Raw genomic sequence first — 15,008 nt, forward strand, 5'->3', positions numbered from 1 at the left:
TCAGGGCGACAGGTCACGCAATGCGGCGGTCTGCTCGGCGTATCCGCTTTCGATGCGCTCCAGGCGGGTCTGCCGCGCCGCATCGTTGACCCATTGCGCGGTCATGGCGTTTTGCTTGGCCAACTGGTAGGCGAGCTTGGCCGCCGGCAGCAGCGAGCTGTTGTCCGTCGCCACGAAGCCGGCCAGGTCGTGCAGGGACTTGAGCACGGCGCGTTCGGCATCGCCGCGCGGGCCCTTGGCGCGCCCGTAGCCGACCAGGAAGGCCTGCACGCGGCTGCGCAGCTCGGGCGAATACTCACGCCGCACCACGATCTGCGCATGCGGAATGAGCTCGGATTCCCACAGCACCTGCAACCGCTGTGCCTCGGCGGGGAAACGCAGCTTGAAGCGCTCGAAATCGGCCGTGTTGTTGGTGGCCACGTCGGCTTCGTTGTTGGCCACGGCCAGCGCGGTCGCCTGGTGGGTGCCCACGATCTCGCTCAGGAAGCGCGTCTCCATCACGATGTGGTTCGGCAAAAAGAACTGCAGCTGCGGCACGATGAAGCCCGACAGCGACTGCCGCTCGCCGCGCGCGAGGCGCCAGCGCTCCGGTTCGCCCAGCAGGCTCTTCTTCGTGTTGAACGGCGGTGCCTTGCGGGTCAGCAGCAGCGCGCGGTAGCCGGGCAGCCCGTCGTGCCGCACCACCTGGGCCACGACCTTCATGCGGCGCTGCGTGACGGCATCGAGCGCCATCTTTCCGGACAAGAACGCCATGTCGACCTCGCCGCGCTGAATGGCCTGGTCGAGCGCTTCGTACGAGTTGACCGAGAGCACGCTCACGGGCCGGTCGATGGCGCGGCTCAATTCGGCCAGCAGGGGGTCCCAGTCGCTGCGCGATTCGAAGGCGCCTCCGAGCGGCAGGATGCCGAAGCGCACCGGCGCATTCGGCTGCAGCGCGGGCTGGGCAGCGGCCATGAGCGGCAGGCCGGCGAGCAGCGTCAATATCAGGGCACCCCGGCGCACCACGGCGGCCGCACGCCTGAGCCGCGGGCAACGGCGGGGGGCGCGAAAGGCATCAGGAGCGCCGGAAGCCTTCCGGACGCGGCGTAGGGAAGCCTGCATTTTTGAGCACGGAGACATGGGGCCGCTGCGGACCAGCGGGTCTAACATGGACAACGCGGACGCAATTAGATATCAAATACAAGTTATTTTCGTGATGTTTTCCCATCTTTCGCTTCGTAGCCCGGCCCCATAAGCTCGACCTTCATGCGCCACATGCCCCCATGAACTGGAACTTTCGCGTCCTCCGGGGGCTTGCGCGCCTCACGTTCGCGCAGCAGCTGATCCTGCTTGCGCTGGTGCCTGCGACCGCGGCCACGCTGGCGGCCATCGCCGTGCTGACGCGCCAGCACCTGGACAACCTGACCGAGCTGATGCGCGCCAATGCACAGACGGTGGCGATGCAAGTGGCCACCGCGGCACAAGCTCCGCTGGTGCGCATGGACCGCCGCATCCTGCAGCGCACGGCCCAATCGGGCACTTACCAGCCGCATGTGCAGCAGGTTCAGATCTGGTCGGAAGACGGCGAGATCGTGGCGAATTCCGAAACCGTCGACCGCGCGCGCGGACAGGGCCTGCAGGTGGTGGTGCCGATCGTGAGCGACGAGGGCAGGCACAGCGGCAAGGTCATGGTCGAGATGAGCCTCGACGCCGTGCAGGAGGCGCGGCGTTCGGTGTGGCTCAACGTGGTGCTGGTGCTGGCGATCAGCCTGGTCGGCGTGGGGCTGGCGGGCTGGTGGGCGGCGCGGCGCATCAGCGAGCCGATCCGCGCGCTGGGCAAGGCCGTCGACCGCCTAGGCGCGGGCGAGGCCGCGAGCGTGACGATCGAAGGCACCTCCGAAGTACGGCATCTGCAGCACGGCTTCAACCAGGCGGCGCGCGCGCTGGCCGAAAGCCACCGGCTGCTGCAAAGCCGCATCAGCGAGGCCACGGCCGAGCTGGCGCGCAAGAACCAGCAGCTCGAAGTCGCAAGCCAGGCCAAGACCCGCCTGCTGGCCGCGGCCAGCCACGACCTGCGCCAGCCGCTGCACGCGCTCACGCTGTTCTCCGATGGCCTGGCCAACGGCGAGACCGACCCGGTGCGGCTGCAACGCATCGGCCATATCCGCGAGTGCGTCGACTCGCTCGACCGGCTGTTCTCGGAACTGCTCAACCTGTCGCAGCTCGATGCCGGCGTGCTGCAGCCGCAGTGGGCGGACTTTCCGCTCGACCAGCTGTTCGACGAGATCAGCCGCAACTTCCGTCCCGTGGCCGAGCAGCAGGGCCTGCGGCTGGTGGCGCGCAAGACCGACCTCTGGGTGCGCTGCGACTACGTGATGCTCTCGCGCATTCTCAACAACCTGGTGTCGAACTCGCTGCGCCACACCCTCGAAGGCGGAGTGCTGATCGGCGCGCGGCGGCGCGGCAAGGGCGTTCGCATCGACGTGGTCGACACCGGCGTGGGCATCGACGTGCAGCATCAGGCGCGTGTGTTCGAAGAGTTCTACCAGGTCGAAGCCACCGGCCGCCAGGCGCCCCGCGGCCAACGCGGCATGGGCCTGGGGCTTGCCACGGTGCAGCGCTTGGCCGAGTTGCTCAACACGCGCGTCGAGCTCACGTCCAGGCCGCACAAGGGCACCTGCGTGCGTGTGCTGGTGCGTTCGGCGCCGGCCGCGCTGCCGGCGCTGGACGTGACCCCGGCCCTCGGCGCCGTCGAGGAGGAACCCAACCTCGAGCGCCTGCGCATCCTGGTGATCGACGACGAGCGCACCATTCTCGAAGGCCTGTCCGTGGTGCTCACCAACTGGGGCGCCGAGGTGCAGGCGGCGCAGACCCGCGCCGAAGCGCTGGCCCTGGCCGACGCCTGGGAGCAGCCGCCCGACGTGGTGGTGAGCGACCTGCTTCTGCAAGGCGGCGACAACGGGCTCGACGTGATCGCCGCGCTCGAGCGCCATCCACGCGGCATCGGCCCCGGCACGGCACGCCTGCTGGTGACCGGCGAGACCAAGCCCGACCGCCTGCGCGAAGTGGCCAGTGCGGGCATCGCGGTGCTCTACAAGCCGGTTTCGCCGCGCGTGCTGCGCCAGGCCATCCAGACGCAGCGCGCGGCGGCATTGCTCAACGCGGGCGTTTAGGCCCGTTCACAGGCCCTAGTCCATCGGGCATAGGCCAAGCAGCCGCCGGGCTGTGCACTTCGTCACGCGGGCACGCGCTGGCGGGCGCCGACATAAGCCCTCTGCCTTATCGCGCGAAGCGGAGGGCTTCCTTACATTGGGTACTGCTTTTTGCTGCGGAAGCAGTCCCAAGTTCGTTGCCGTGAAACCTCTCATTCCGCTCCTCCTCCAACGGCTGCACCGCGGCACGCGCGCCGCGTTGGCGCTGCTCTTCGGCCTGGCGCAACTCGGCGCCAATGCATCGGCGAGCGGCCTCACGGTGCTCATGGGCGACGACCTCGCCGCGCACTCCGAGTTCGTGCAGCACCTGCGCACGGGCCAGGAGCCGGGCGGCCGCTTCGAACTGGTCCGGCTTTCGCCGGGCGGCGGCGCGGAGACCTCGCAGATCACGGAGACGGCCGCCGCAGAACCCGACCGCGGCGCCAACGCCGGCGTGCGTACGCGCAGCCTGCGTGCAGCGCCGGTGGATGCCAGCCTGACCATGGCGGTCGGCGTGCCGGCCGCGCGCGCCGCGCTCGAACGGCCGGGCCAGCAGCCGCTGGTGCTCGCGATGCTGAGCCGGCTCGACTACGAGAACCTGCGCGCCAGCAGCCCCGCACTGCGGCGCGGCGACCGCCGCGTGGGCGTGCTGCTGCGCGATCCGGCCATGGCCGACCAGCTTGCGCTCGTGGCCGCGGTGCTGCCGCAGAAATACCGCATCGGCGTGGTCGCCACGCCCGAGTCGGAACCGCTGGTGCGCGAGCTGCAGCGCGCGGCGCAGGGCGGCAACCCGCCGTGGGACGTGCAGGTGGAGTACGCGCCCGACGCCACATCGCTGGCCGCCGCCCTGCGTTCGGTGGTGCCGCGCAGCGATGCGCTGATGGTGCTGCCCGACCTGATCGGCGACAGCCAGGCCGCCACGCTTTCGGTGCTGCGCGCCGGCGCCGGAGCGGGCTTGCCGGTTTTCGGCGCCAGCGAAGGCCTGGTGCGTTCGGGCGGGCTTGCCGCGGCGGTGTCGACGCCGGCACAGCTGGCGCAGCAGGCGCGGCTGCTCGGACAGAAACTCGCGAGTGCCGGCAACACCGGCGGCGGCCCGCTGGTGGAATCGGCCACGCCCGCCGCCGTGCGCGTCAACGCCACCGTGGCGCGCGGACTGGGCCTGCGCTTGCCTGAGGAGCGGGAACTGGCCGAGCGGCTCACCGTCACGCGATGAGCGACAAGCGGCCGTCGTCCGAAGGCACGCGCGCCGACACCACATCGCCGCCGCCACAGTCCACCCCCACGCTGATGGTTCGCGGCAACCTGCAGCGCGACCTGTTCCGGCTCGGCGTGGTCCCGTGCGCCGCGGTGGCGCTGGCGCTCACCGGCTGGTTCACGCACAACCGGCTGCAGACGCTCGAAGCGGCTTTCGACGCCGAAGGCCAGGCCGTGGCGCGGCAGGTGGCGGCCATGTCCGACCTGAGCCTGTATGCCGGCGACCTGCCGGCGCTGCAGAACGTGGCCAATGCCGCGCTGCGCGGCGGGCAGGTGATGCGCGTCGAGATCAGCAACAGCGCCGGCGTGTTCGTGACGGCCGGCCCCAAGGCATCGTCGCTGGCGCAGCTGCGCATGTTCACCTCGCCGGTCACGCTGCGCGAAGCCTCGCGCGCCAGCGCCTTTGCACCCGCGGGCTCCACCGCCGCGGGAGAAACGCCCATCGGCCTGGTACAGACCTTTCGCGACACCACGGCCTACGCGCGCGAGCGCAGCCGCTCGCTGATGGCGGGCATCGGCATTGCGCTGGTCGCCCTGCTCGCGGCCTGGGCCTCGGTGCGCCACATGGCGCGCACGGTGGCGCGGCCGCTGCGGCGCGTGTCTCGCACAGTGGCGGCATTGGAGGCCGGACACTTCGAAGCGCGCTGCGACGTGATCGAAGGCGGATCGCGCAGCGCGCCGGCGGCATCGTCCGGCACAGGCCACACGCACGAACTGGCCGTGCTCGCGCACGACATCGACCGCCTCGCCGAGCGGCTGCAGCGCAACCGCCAGATCAGCGAGGAGCGCGTGCGCGAGGCGACCGCCGTGGCGCTGCAGCGCATGGCCGAGGCCGAGCAGGCGGCCCTGTCTCGCGCACGCTTCCTGGCCGCGGCCAGCCATGACCTGCGCCAGCCGCTGCATGCCATGGGGCTGTTCATCGACGGCCTGCTGCCGAGCGCCACCGAAGCGCAGCGCCCGGCCGTGCTGCGCTTGCAGGAGAGCACCGAGTTCATGGGCGTGCTGCTCGACGACCTGCTGGAAATCTCCCGGCTCGACGCCCAGGTGCTGACACCGGCGATCACCAAGGTGCCACTGGCCGCGCTGTTCGACCACCTCGACGCGCAACACGCGCCCACCGCGGCCGAAACCCATGTGCGGCTGCGCTGGAGCGACCGCGGACTGGCGGTGCGCAGCGACGCGGCGCTGCTGCAGCGCATCGTCGGCAACCTGGTGGCCAACGCGCTGCGCCATGCGCCCGCCGGCGGCACCGTGCTGGTGGCGGCACGCCGCAGCCGCGCGGACGGGGACCACGTGCGCATCGAAGTGCGCGACAACGGCGTGGGCATTGCACCCATTCACCAGGGCCGGATCTTCGAAGAGTTCTACCAGGTGGCCAATACCGAGCGCGACCGCCGGCGCGGCTTCGGGCTCGGCCTTGCCATCTGCGCGCGCATTGCCACGCTGCTCGGCACGCGCATCACCGTGCGCTCGGCACTGCAGGCGGGCAGCACCTTTGCGCTCACCTTGCCCGCAGCCCATGCCGCAGAAGCCACGACGCCCCGCCCCGCACCCATGGCACTGGCACCGCTGGCGGGCCTGCATTGCATGGTGGTCGACGACGATCCCGCCATCCTCGACGGCAGCCGCGCCCTGCTGGAGCAATGGGGCTGCCGGGTGGAATGCATCGCCACCGGCGCCGAGGCCATCGCGCGGCTGGGCACCGGCGACCTGCGCTTCGACGCGGTGCTGTGCGACCTGCAGCTGGCCGGCGCCGACGACGGCATGGACGTGATCGCCGCCGCCAAGCGGCTGCAACCCGACGCGCTCGCCGTGCTCGTGTCCGGCGCCACCGGCCCCGAAGTGCTGCAGCGCCTGCGCCATGGCGGCGTGATGCTGTTGACGAAGCCGGTCGCGCCGGCCAAGCTGCGCGCGCTGCTTTCCACGCGGCGGCATGCAGCGGCCGCGGCGTGACGGACAAACAGACAGACAGGACCCACTCCGATGCTCGACATTGCCGCCCTGAAAGACATCCGTCCCTTCGTCGCGACGCCGAGCTACGGCGGCGCGCTGGCCTCGATCTACGTGCGCAGCCTGCTCGGCCTCGTGAACCTCGCCTGGACCCATGGCTTTTCGATGCAGACGCGCTTCCTCGACGGCGACAGCCTGATTCCGCGCGCACGCAACCGGCTGGTGGCCGAGTTCATGGCCGACACGCGCTGGACGCATCTGTTCTGGATCGATGCCGACATCGGCTTCGATCCCGCGGCGGCCCTGCGGTTGCTGCTGGCCGGCCGCGACGTGGTGGCCGGCGTCTATCCGCTGAAGGAAGACGGCTGGCCCGCCGACGGGCTGCGCGAGGCCTTGCCCGCGGGCAGCACACGCGCCGACTTCGAGGCGCGGCATGCGCGCTTTCCGGCCAACGCATGGGCCGGAGAACGCACGGTCGATGCCGATGGCTTCGTCGAAGTGCTCGACGCGCCCACCGGCTTCATGCTGATTGCGCGCCCGGTGTTCGAGCGCCTCGCCGAGGCCCGGCCCGACCTGCGCTACACGCCCGACCCGTCGCGCGATGCCGCGGCGCAGGCGTGGCCGCACTACCGTTTTTTCGACCTGCTGGCCGAGACCGGCAACGGCCGCTACCTGAGCGAAGACTACGCGTTCTGCCGGCGCTGGCAGGCGCTGGGCGGCAAGGTCCACATCGATGCGCAGTCCGATCTGGCGCACCAGGGCCTGCGCACCTACACCGGCCACTTCGGCGCCGCGCTCGCGGCGCAGGACGCCGCGGCGCCGCCGCGAACCGCCAGCCGCTAGAAGTCGGCGCAGCCGTTGCGCTTCTCGCTGTCGACGCAACTCGTGAGATTCGGCCGCGAGCGCACGCGCGACCATTCGCGTGCCAGCACGTCGTTGCCCTGCGAGGCGCGGTCGCCTTCGAGCGGCCCGGTCGCAAAGCAGATCGGCGGCGGCCCCATGTTGCGGTCGTAGAGCCAGGTGGTCGGCAGTTCGCGGATCACATCGGCCTTCGGAATCTGCGGAAAGCCGCCCACCGTGAGCGTTCCCGGCACCACGTTGACCAGATAGCCCTCGGCCGAGGTGAAGCTGCCGTTGATCGCGTAGGCGCCGGGCGGGCTCGACCGGTTGGCCGCGCTACCCACCGCACCACTGAAGCCGGCGCCGCGGTCGCCGAGGATCAGGCCCGTGATGCTCCAGGTGAAGAACGGGTTGTCGAAGCCCGCGGGCCGCGCGGCATTGCCGATCACGACCGTCGCGGTCGGCCGCTGTGCATAGATGAAGTGGTTGTCGCCCGGCGACGCGCTCACGCCGCACAGGCCCAGGTAGGCGCAGTTGTAGAGGTTCGGCAACAGGCCCGAGCCGGCCACGCCGCCGCGCGTTTCGCCGACCCAGGTGTCGGCCCACACGCGCCACGGCGCGCCGCTCAGGCTGGCACCACCGACGTTCTGGAACCGCCCCGCGGCCACCAGGTCGGTGCCGGAAGTGCTGCTCACCGCGGTGCCCAGTTGCAGGTCGCCGCTCAGCGTGCGCACGAACACCGTGTCCGCGGCCATCGAGCCGGCGGACACCACCTGCGGCGCGTTGCCGGCCGCGTCGTAGCCGACGACCGACACGGGGCCGATGCGCAGCTCGTCCACGTCCTGGTAGCGGAACGCGCCGGCAGCGCCGCCGCCGAGCGTGTTCGCGCTCACGTTGTTGGCCGCCTGGTCGAGCAGCACATTGCCGCCGGTGGAACGGGCCAGCAGCGTGCCGGCCGTGATCGGCGCGGCCGCGGTCTGCGTGATGTTGCCCGCGCTGAGCAGGCCGAGCCGCGGGGTCGAGATCGCGCCGCCCAGGTTGATGTTGCCGCCGCCTCCGTTCTGCAGCGTGAGCCCCGAAGCCAGCGCGAGCGGCCCGACGACGGCAATGTCGGCCGCATGCGCATTGCTGCCGGCCACGATCGCGTTGCCCGCCGAGATGCGCGAGAACTCGTCGGCCGACACCGCGAAGCCCGTGTTCGCGGTGCCGCCGAGCGTGATCGGTATCGCGACCTGGTCGAAGGCCGTGCCGTCCGCAGCCACGCCGCCGGGACGCAGGTTGACGACGTTGCCCGCGCTCACGGTGCCGTCGATGACCAGCGCGTCGGTGCTGCCGTCGTTGCTGGCGCGCAGCACGACGTTGCCGCCGGCCGAGGACACGGAAACGCCCGCGAGCACCACAGGGAACACGCCCGGCACGGGCGCCGCGGGCCCGAGGCGCACGCCGGCGCCGTTGCCCCCGGTCTGGCCCGTGAGTTCGATGCTGCCGGTGCCGGTGGTGACAATCCGCGAGCCGTTGCGCAGCAGCACCCCGTCGCCCGCTTCGCCTGTGTCGGCCTGGCGCAGGCCGCGCACCGCGATGTTGCCGTCGACCGAGCGCAGCACCGCATCGTTGAGCACCACGCCATGGCCCGGAATCTCGTTGCTGTTGCCGGTGAAGTTGCCGACCCCGCGCACCGTGATGTTGCCGCTGGTGGTCGAGATGTCGGTCTGCCGGTTCGGCGAGCCCGTGACCGTGAAGCGCGAGCCGAGCCGCACGCCGCTGGTGTTCGCGCCGATGCCCGTGATGTCGACATTGCCGGTCGAGGTCGCGATCTGCACGCCGTCGATGCTGACCGCCGCTTCCGTGAAGCCGCCGCCTGAAGGGCCGCTGGTGTTGCCGAAGATCGTCACGGAGCCGCCCGCACCGGCATCGGTGCGGCCGACGCGCGTGTCGATGACGTTGCCGTCGAGGCTCACGCTCGGGCCCGCTCCTGCGGCCGACCAGGCGCCGTTCATCACGACATTGCCGCCGTTGGTGTAGATGTCGCCGCTGTAGCTCACCTGTCCGCCGCCGGTCGCGGCGCCGCCGCCGTTGACGTCGGTGTTGAACACCACGTTGAGCGGCCCGCCGGCACCCGAGGACTCGATCACCACGTTGGCGTCGCCGCGCACGCTGCGGTGGGCATCGAGCTGGAAGGTCAGCGGACCGTTGGCGGCGCTGTAGTTGATGCGCACGCCGTTGAACATCCGGATGTCGCCGTCCGTGGGCGAACCCGCGCCCGGGGCGCCGGTCGTGATGCGCACGCTGGTGCCGCCGTTGAGGGCATCGTTGATGTCGCTGTCCTGGATCGTGCTGGCAGCGATCGGTTCGAAGGGGTTGGCCGGCAGCGTGCCGGCCGCGGCACCGGGGACGATGTCGACATTGAACGGATCGACGAGCCAGGTGCCCGCGGTGCCCGCGGGCGCGGCGGCGTCCACGCGCAGCCCGTTGAGGCTGAAGCCGCCGCCGAGCCCGTCGTCGGGCGCGGCGAAGCCTCCGGAGGTTTCGATGAAGCCGCCGTTGCCGCCGCTCGCGCCGCCGCGCGCCGAGATGCTGCCGAAGGCACGCAGGCTGCGTTCGGCCAGCAGGCGAACGTCGCCGCCGTTGCCGGACACGGTGGCGTCCGCGCGCATGATCGAACCGGCACCGAAAGCGATGGCGCCGGTGTCGCCGATTTCGGTCACCGCGTTCGCATAAAGGCGGATGCGCCCGCCGCCCGCGCTGCCGCTCGCATCGAGAACGCCGCGGTCGTCGGACCCGGGCGGCGGCGGTGGTGGAACGGACGAAAGCGGGGGGACGAAGGGCTCGAGCCCGATCACGCGGCCCGTGATGTCGATCGTGCCGCCCGTGAGGCCGGCGCCGTTGCCGGCCGCCGAGACCAGCCCGCCGGTCATGCGCACGCCCTCGGGTGCAAGGCCGCTGTCGAGGATGATTTCGCCGTTGCGCGACGCCATCGAGTCGGCCCGCAGCACGCCGCGTGAATTGACCACGCCGTTCGACACCTCGAACCCGGTCGTCGCGATCAGCGCCACGCGCCCGCCGTTGGCCTGCATGGTGCCGCTGTTCGCGACGCCGCTGTAGAGCCCCGGCGTCACGCGCAGCGTGGTCAGTCCGTCGCCCGCGAAGTCGATCGTGACAGTCTCGCCGGAAGCCATGGCGGCGGTGCCGCCGTTCGCAACGATGCTGCCGCGATTGGCCACCAGCGAACCGATCAATGCGGCGGTGCCGCCGTTGCCGACCACAATGCTGCCCTCGTTCTCCACTGAGCCGAAGGCGCCGCTGGGCCGCGCGAACTCGAGCCGGGTCGCACCGCCCATGAAGGCCTCGTCGCTGGTGGACATACTCAGCGTCGAAGCGATCAACCCGCCGACGCTGACCGACGAGCCCTTGGAGAACGTCACCCCGGCCGGGTTGATCAGGTAGACGTGGCCGTTTGCATTCATCTTGCCCGCGATGACCGAGGCCGGAGCGCCGCCCACGAGGCGGTTCAGCAGCACGCTGCTCGTGCTCGGCTGCGCGATATTGAGCGTCGCGTCCGCTCCGATCGAGAAGGTATTCCACTGGGCAATCGCCCGCGCCGTGGTCTGCGTGATGTTCATCGTCGCGGCGTTCGGCGTCGCGGCGGTCACGCCTCCGGCAATGGGCAACAACCCGGTAGGCAGGGTCTGGGCCAGCGCGGGCGCCAGGCCCAGGCACACCAGTGCGAGCGCGACCGGACGCAGTTGCAGGCGCGGCTGGAATCGTGAGGAACGGTTGTGCATTGCCATGTCAGAACACCTTTTGCACCTGCACGTACAAGCGCGGGTTGCGGCCGCCGCCATCGGTCTGCGCCGGCCGGGTGCCGTCGCGCCAGGCGAGCGTCGCGTTGATCGCAAAGTTGCCGGGCCGCGCCCACGAAATGCCGATGCCGAAGCCGCGCAGGCTGTGGCGGTTGGCACCGGTGTCGAACGGCGAGGGGTCGCGCACGATCTTTCCGCGCGCGGCGTCATAGAACGCGAAGGGCGTGAGCTCCGAGTTGACGGACCAGCGCCATTCGACGGTGCCGATCGCGCCCTCGTCCACCAGCAGTTCGCCGGACGGGTAGGCGCGCACCGCGCGCGCACCGCCGAGCGAGAGCTTCTCGGACGCATCGAGGTTCTTGCTGGCCCATTGGCCGCCGAGCGCCACATAGAGCGAATGGTTCGCCGCGATGGCCTGCAGCCGCGAGAGCTGGAAGCTCAGCTTGGTGTAGCCGCCCTCGGTGCGGTGGCCCGCGATGCTCTGGTCGAACGCCCGGCTCTGCGCGTCGTTGATCGAAAGGTCGCCGTGGTAGAGCGTGCCCGAGCTGGCCCAGTAGCCGCCGCCGAACACCTCGTCGCGCCGCTCCCAGGCCCAGCCGAGGCCAAGGCCATGCACGCGCTTCTTCGAGGTGAAATCGACCGCATTCATCTCGTCGGTCAGGTTCTTCACCTCGGCACCCAGGCGCAGGAAGAGGTTCTGCTGGCGCTGGCGGATCAACGGGTAGTTGAGCGAGAAATCGAGCACGTCGGCCCGGCCTTGCGCCCCGAGTTCGGCGAACTCGCCGCCAAGCTCGTAGTTGACGCGCGCGAGTCCCACGCCGGCGCGCAGGCCGCTGGTTCCGATCGGCGCCTCGTAGGCCACGCGGCCGAACTGCAGCGCGTTGTTGTTGGAAACCATCAGCCGCATGTCGAGGTTGTCGCCGATGCCGAACGGGCTGAGATAGCGCGTCGTGCCGCCGATGCGAAAGCGCCCCGATTCCTTGGTGCCATGGTTGTCGGCCTCGGCCGTGAAGGCCCAGCGCGGCCCCGCGGCGACTTCGACCGACAGGTCGGTGGTGCCGCTCTGCGTGCCTTCCTGCAGCCCCGACGAGACGCGGATGCCCGGCTGGTCCGACAGCAGCAGCATCGCGCGCTCGTAGGCCGGCGCGTTCACGGCTTCTCCGGGCTGCAGGGGCGCAAGAAAGCCGCGCACGCGCGCTTCGCTGATGGGCGCATCGGGCGCGACCGTCACATCGACCTTGCCGAGCCGGCCTTCGATGACGCTGATTTCCACGACGCCGTCGCGCACGGTCTGCACGGGCACCACGGCCTGCGCGAGAAAGTAGCCGCGCTCCTTGTAGCGCGCGGTGATGGCCTGCGCCAGGCTTTCGAGGTCGCCGAGCGTCACATTGCGCCCGATGTAGGGTGCGGTGATGTCCTGCAGTTCTTCGTTGCTCAGCGCCTTGACGCCGTTCAGGCGCAGGTCGTTGAGCCTGAACGAAGCGGCGGGTGGTTGGGGCGCGGCGGGCAGGTTCTGCGGCGCAACGGTGCCAGTGGCCTGGGCGAGCGGCCGGTCGCAGGTGCCGCAGGGGTCTTTGGTGGGAAGCAGCGTGTTGGTGTCTGCCTCTGCTGCGTGGATTCGCTGGGCTGCTACAAGCAACGTGGCACCCATCAATGCGAAGACAGCAAGAGCAATTGGCGTAGAGCGTTGACTGGCGCGCATCTCAGTGCTCCACCGTGGGTTGGTTGTGTTCCAAACGCTCATGTCAGCTCCCCACCGTAAGGCGCCAGTTGCCGATCAGGTTGAACGGCGCCCAGAAGAAGGGGTGGGACATCTTGGGGTCCTTCAGCACGGCCAGCTGTCCGGCCTGCATGGCCTTCTGGATATCGCGGCCCTTGGCGAGCTCGCCGTACAGCGTGCCCATGAGCACGGCGGTTGCGTCGTCTGATACGGGCCACAGCGACGCAATCAGGCTGGAGCTGCCGGCGGAAAGAAAGGAGCGCGTGAAACCCAGCACTTCGTCGCCCTGCGCGATGCGCCCGAGCCCCGACTCGCAGGCCGAGAGCGTGACGAGTGCCGTGCCGTCCATCGGCAGGCCGAGGATCTCGTGCGCCTCCAGAAAGTTCTGCTTGCCGCCTTCATTGGCCAGCAGGATGCGCGAGTACAGCGGATCGACCGCGTCGGCCTCGGCATGCGCCGCCACATGCATCAGCGGCGAGCGCGCGGCCACGTCGCGGAACTGCGTCTTGGTGGCCGCCGTGCCCATGTAGACGGCGTTGCGCGGAAACAGTTGCGCGAGCTGCTTCACCTCGACTTCGGCGCCCGGCAGGTCGTACTTGTCCTCGATGCGCGGATTGCCGAACGCGGTGAGCGATGCGCTCACGCGTGGCGTGCGCTGCGCCAGCTGCACGGCAATGCTGATCGAAGGCGCGACCGCCACCGGATGCGACTCGATCACGTAGCGCCCGTTGAGGCGCAGCGCCTGGAACGGCAGGTAGTGCAGCGGGCCGTGGGGCACGACGATCAGCCGCTGTCCGGGCGCCAGCGCCAGCGGACCGAGCAGGGCCGCGCCCAGCTTGTCGGCATTGGCAATGGCCGCGCGGCGGCCGCGCACGATGGAGTTGCGGAACACCTCGACCAGCTCGGTGAGCTCTTCGCGGCGCACGGCCACGGTCCTGGCTTCGATGCCGGCCGGGCTCACGACCCACACCAGCAGCCGGTCGGGCAGCGCATGGAACTGCACCACGCGCTCGTCGGGCGCCAGCGTGCCTTGCAGCGTGGCGAGGTCGACGGTGTTCGCCCGCGCGCTCGTTGATCCTCGCGCGGCCACGCACCGCGTCGAGCAGCGCGCGCGAGCGGCTGCGCTCGCTCACTTCGAAGGCCTGGCGCGCATCGCCGGCATCGCTGTAGATCGACACGCCGCGCTCGAACACCGACTGCAGGTCCGAGAACAGGCCCATCTTGAATTCTTCGCTGCGGAACTTCGCGCGCACCTGGTCGATGCCGCCGAGCGCGCGCGCCACGGCTTCGGCCGCGGCCTGCTTCTGGCCCAGCGCGAGTTCGCTGCGTGCCACGCCGTCCCAGGCCCAGAGGCGGTAGTACTCGGTGTCGGTGCCCACTTGCCGCGCCGTGAGCGCGCGGTACAGGTCGCGCGCCTCCGCCGGCTTGTTCTCGGCCAGCAGCAGCCGCGCGCGGGTGCGGTCGAGCTGCGCCGTGAGCGGTGCGTCCTTGGGCGCCGGCATGCTGCCGAGCACGTCGCGCGCCCTGGCCGCGTCACCCGACTCGATCAGCGCGTTGACCAGCGAGGCCTGCACCAGCGGGGCATAACGCGCCGAGCTGTTGGCCAGCGCCTCGTCATAGCTGATCACGGCGCCGGCGTAGTCGCCGCGGCGGGTGCGCACGTCGCCGATCACCTTCTGCACCGGGCCGACCACGAGCTTCGGGTCGCGCGCCGGATGCTTGAGCGCCTCGCGTGCGAATTCCTCGGCCTTCTCGAGCTGGCCCGAATAGCTGTAGACGATGGCCAGGTCGCGGTTGGCCATGGCCATCAGGTTCGGATCGCGCGTGGCATTGGCCAGGTGCAGCGCCTTGCTGGCGGCACGCACGCTCTGGCGGAATTCGCCGGCCTCGGCCAAGGCCACCGCCTGGCTGCAGTACTGGTAGCCGGAGAGCTTGACCGCGTCCTGCCCGTAAAGCACCGCGCCCTCGCTGGTCAATGCCAGCAAGGTGTCGGTGTCGGCCAGCCGGGCCTGCTCGGCCTTGCTGGCCGCGGCTTCGGCGTTGGGCGCCTGCTGCTGCGCCGACGCCACTGGCGCGTGGCCCAGCAAAAGCATGCCAGCCAGCCCGAGAGCACCCGCGACCCCTGCACGACGTGCCGAGCGCTCCCATCCCGTTCTCGAAAACCACGTCATTGGACCCCCGCGCGCGGCCCGTGTGCCCGCGGATGCGGGGGTCGACGCCGCGGAAGTGCGCGCCGTTCAGGCCTCGTGGGGAAAGTCTAGAAGCGCCCTCCTG

9 protein-coding genes are annotated in these 15,008 nt (G+C 70.5%); 5 read left to right on the forward strand and 4 right to left on the reverse strand.

The window, feature by feature from the left end; translation table 11 throughout:
• Positions 1–1,005 carry a phosphate/phosphite/phosphonate ABC transporter substrate-binding protein gene (gene phnD, locus QFZ42_RS22840; protein WP_373423362.1) on the reverse strand — a complete coding sequence of 335 codons (1,005 nt, stop codon included), beginning with the start codon at positions 1,003–1,005 and terminating at the stop codon, positions 1–3.
• Positions 1,006–1,262: 257 nt separating this feature from the next.
• Here phnD and QFZ42_RS22845 point away from each other — a divergent pair, with 257 nt between their 5' ends.
• From QFZ42_RS22845 to QFZ42_RS22860, 4 genes are all read left to right on the forward strand, one after another.
• Positions 1,263–3,152, forward strand: a complete 1,890-nt coding sequence (locus QFZ42_RS22845) for an ATP-binding response regulator (protein ID WP_307703154.1) — start codon at positions 1,263–1,265, stop codon at positions 3,150–3,152.
• Between the two features lie 181 nt (positions 3,153–3,333).
• On the forward strand, positions 3,334–4,383 hold the full coding sequence (locus QFZ42_RS22850) for an ABC transporter substrate-binding protein (protein WP_307703155.1): 1,050 nt from the start codon (positions 3,334–3,336) through the stop codon (positions 4,381–4,383).
• Complete coding sequence (locus QFZ42_RS22855) at positions 4,380–6,377, forward strand: ATP-binding response regulator (protein ID WP_307703156.1); 1,998 nt, start codon at positions 4,380–4,382, stop codon at positions 6,375–6,377. Before QFZ42_RS22850 ends, QFZ42_RS22855 begins: the two co-directional genes overlap by 4 nt.
• Positions 6,378–6,407: 30 nt before the next feature.
• Positions 6,408–7,217, forward strand: coding sequence for a hypothetical protein (locus QFZ42_RS22860; protein ID WP_307703157.1), 810 nt, complete (start codon positions 6,408–6,410; stop codon positions 7,215–7,217).
• On the opposite strand, the gene QFZ42_RS22865 is transcribed toward QFZ42_RS22860, so the two are convergent.
• From QFZ42_RS22865 to QFZ42_RS22875, 3 genes are all read right to left on the reverse strand, one after another.
• Positions 7,214–11,002, reverse strand: coding sequence for a beta strand repeat-containing protein (locus tag QFZ42_RS22865; RefSeq protein ID WP_307703158.1), 3,789 nt, complete (start codon positions 11,000–11,002; stop codon positions 7,214–7,216). The genes QFZ42_RS22860 and QFZ42_RS22865 overlap by 4 nt on opposite strands.
• 1 nt (position 11,003) lies before the next feature.
• Complete coding sequence (locus QFZ42_RS22870) at positions 11,004–12,665, reverse strand: ShlB/FhaC/HecB family hemolysin secretion/activation protein (protein WP_307703159.1); 1,662 nt, start codon at positions 12,663–12,665, stop codon at positions 11,004–11,006.
• 94 nt (positions 12,666–12,759) lie between these two features.
• Positions 12,760–13,824, reverse strand: a complete 1,065-nt coding sequence (locus tag QFZ42_RS22875) for a CHAT domain-containing protein (protein ID WP_307703160.1) — start codon at positions 13,822–13,824, stop codon at positions 12,760–12,762.
• Here QFZ42_RS22875 and QFZ42_RS28355 point away from each other — a divergent pair.
• Positions 13,787–14,995 (forward strand): hypothetical protein, encoded by a 1,209-nt coding sequence (locus QFZ42_RS28355; protein WP_444875730.1) that lies wholly within the window; start codon positions 13,787–13,789, stop codon positions 14,993–14,995. The two genes, QFZ42_RS22875 and QFZ42_RS28355, sit on opposite strands and share 38 nt — an antisense overlap.
• Positions 14,996–15,008: the final 13 nt, after the last annotated feature.

The sequence above is a fragment of the Variovorax paradoxus genome (assembly GCF_030815855.1).
In the GTDB taxonomy this organism is placed as follows: Bacteria; Pseudomonadota; Gammaproteobacteria; order Burkholderiales; family Burkholderiaceae_C; genus Variovorax; species Variovorax paradoxus_M.

Excerpts from the sequence above, each read along its gene's own strand:
- QFZ42_RS22845 (WP_307703154.1), top strand. The coding sequence starts at position 1,263 with ATGAACTGGAACTTTCGCGTCCTCCGGGGGCTTGCGCGCCTCACGTTC.
- QFZ42_RS22855 (WP_307703156.1), top strand. The coding sequence starts at position 4,380 with ATGAGCGACAAGCGGCCGTCGTCCGAAGGCACGCGCGCCGACACCACA.
- QFZ42_RS22860 (WP_307703157.1), top strand. The coding sequence starts at position 6,408 with ATGCTCGACATTGCCGCCCTGAAAGACATCCGTCCCTTCGTCGCGACG.
- QFZ42_RS22865 (WP_307703158.1), bottom strand. The coding sequence starts at position 11,002 with ATGGCAATGCACAACCGTTCCTCACGATTCCAGCCGCGCCTGCAACTG.
- QFZ42_RS22870 (WP_307703159.1), bottom strand. The coding sequence starts at position 12,665 with ATGGGTGCCACGTTGCTTGTAGCAGCCCAGCGAATCCACGCAGCAGAG.